The organism is Olsenella sp. An293 (assembly GCF_002159495.1).
Taxonomy (GTDB): Bacteria; Actinomycetota; Coriobacteriia; order Coriobacteriales; family Atopobiaceae; genus Thermophilibacter.
Window position 1 is genome coordinate 1 of record NZ_NFIT01000033.1, and the last position, 1,908, is coordinate 1,908.

Consider the following 1,908-nt stretch of genomic DNA (forward strand, 5'->3'; position numbering starts at 1 on the left):
GGCCGCGCGCTCCGGCACCGCCCCCGGCGCAATGCCACGACCCCGCAATCCGCAACGCCCCGACCGCCCATCCGCGCCCCGGCCCCCAAAACCGCAACGCCACGCCCAGCCACGCCCAACACAGCCCGCGTATCCAGCCGCGCGCCAAACTCGCAAAAAGCACGCGCCATGTCCGCCCCGCACTCCCACAGAATCCAGTCACCTGCGCAAACATCGCTTCTTCACATCTCGCACCCCTCAGCCAAACCGCACTTCGCCTCCCCCGCACACCACCCAACCTGCCATAACCTTTACTTAAAAAGTTACATGGAAGCTCCATGTAAGCTATGTGTCTAACTTTTTCAGATTCTCAGCCGTCAACGCCTGCAGGTAACGTAGCCTCATGCCATGGACATCGTGCTCTCACATTTCTCCGCCCTAGAGGCCCTTCGCGCCCCAAGCCTGCGCAAGCGTCTCAACCGGTCTCGGTGCGCCATCGATCTTCCGGATCGCGCCCCGACCAAGGCGGAGCTTGCCGAGCTCATACCTCGACTTCCCCAAAGCCTGCAGTCAGGCAACCCTCCGGAGATCCTCCTCGCACACGACGCCCCGCGCACACGCCCCCTGCATGTGAAAACCCACCGCGCCCTTGACGCACTCCCGGAACTCAGCGCCGTTCAGATAGCCCCGGACGTCAGATGTGTCTCGCCCGAGCACCTTGTCGTCCAGCTCGCTCCGCTCCTCACAGAGATGGAGCTCGTATGTCTGCTTTCCGAGCTGCTCGGAACCTATGCCATCGTACCCAACGTCACGGATGGTATGTTCAAGAGACGCGAGCCCCTCACCACTCCCGATCTCATCACCGCTCACATCGAGCTGCTCGGACCAGCCCCCGGAACTGCAAAGGTCCGTCAGGCGCTGAGTATCTCATGCGTCGGCTCCGCCTCTCCAAGAGAGACTAAGCTCTCCCTCCGGCTAGGGCTGTCAAAGCATCGCGGCGGCGAGGGACTCAAAGTGCTCTCGATGAACGACCCCATTCAGGTGCGCATGATTCACGACGCCATGCGCAAGGGGGTCCGCAAGCCAGACATTCTCCTGCTCTGCCCAACAGGCGAGGGTCGCGACGGAAAGAAGCGTCGCGGCGTCGCCGTCGAGTACGATGGAAAAGATCACGACGGCGCAGTCCGGCACGCGCGCGACGCCGCCCGCCACAACGAGCTCGTCGCCAACGGCATTGACGAAATCATCGTCACCGCAGCGCAGTACAGCGACCAAGACTACATGGACGGTCTGGCAAAGACCATCAGGGAGATGCTCGGCGTCCCCGAGGTCCGCGTGAAACGCTCGGTTGCGGAGAAGCGTCGAAAAAAGCGTGAGGAGCTTTGCCGCGAACTCGAAGGCATCGACGGGGTCCACTGGAGCTGCTTCAAGAATATGTCGGAAGACGAAGAGGACGAGGAAGCCAAAGAGGGAGCCGGCGACGACACAAGGCCGCGCGCGGACAACAACGGCTGGGACGTAGTGCCCGTCGAAGCCTACATGGCTGACTGACCTCGCCGTCTCTCACCGTTGCAGAGCCAAGGGCCATGTCACTCTGAGCGAGAAGCGCGTTGCGATTTTCCGACCCGTGTCACGCCGGTCGAGAAGCGCGTTGCGCATTCCCGGGCCGTGGCAGCGGCGCCCATCCGCCCCCTTCCCGGCGCCCTGCCATGCCCCCAGGATCCGCAACGCGCAGCCCCGCCGCCCGCGCCACGGCCCCAAAACCCGCAACGTCGCGCGCCCGTCGCGCGCGCCGAGGCCCGCCGCGCCCCGCCAAGGCCGGCCGCGCGCTCCGGCACCGCCCCCGGCGCAATGCCACGACCCCGCAATCCGCAACGCCCCGACCGCCCATCCGCGCCCCGGCCCCCAAAACCGCAACGCCACGCCCAG

Annotated in this window: 1 protein-coding gene; it reads left to right on the forward strand. The window is 65.1% G+C overall.

Going from position 1 to position 1,908, the window contains the following annotated elements:
- Nucleotides 1–387: 387 nt before the first annotated feature.
- Complete coding sequence (locus B5F85_RS10615; RefSeq protein ID WP_143786181.1) at nucleotides 388–1,530, forward strand: hypothetical protein; 1,143 nt, start codon at nucleotides 388–390, stop codon at nucleotides 1,528–1,530.
- Nucleotides 1,531–1,908: the final 378 nt, after the last annotated feature.

Excerpts from the sequence above, each read along its gene's own strand:
- B5F85_RS10615 (WP_143786181.1), top strand. The coding sequence starts at position 388 with ATGGACATCGTGCTCTCACATTTCTCCGCCCTAGAGGCCCTTCGCGCC.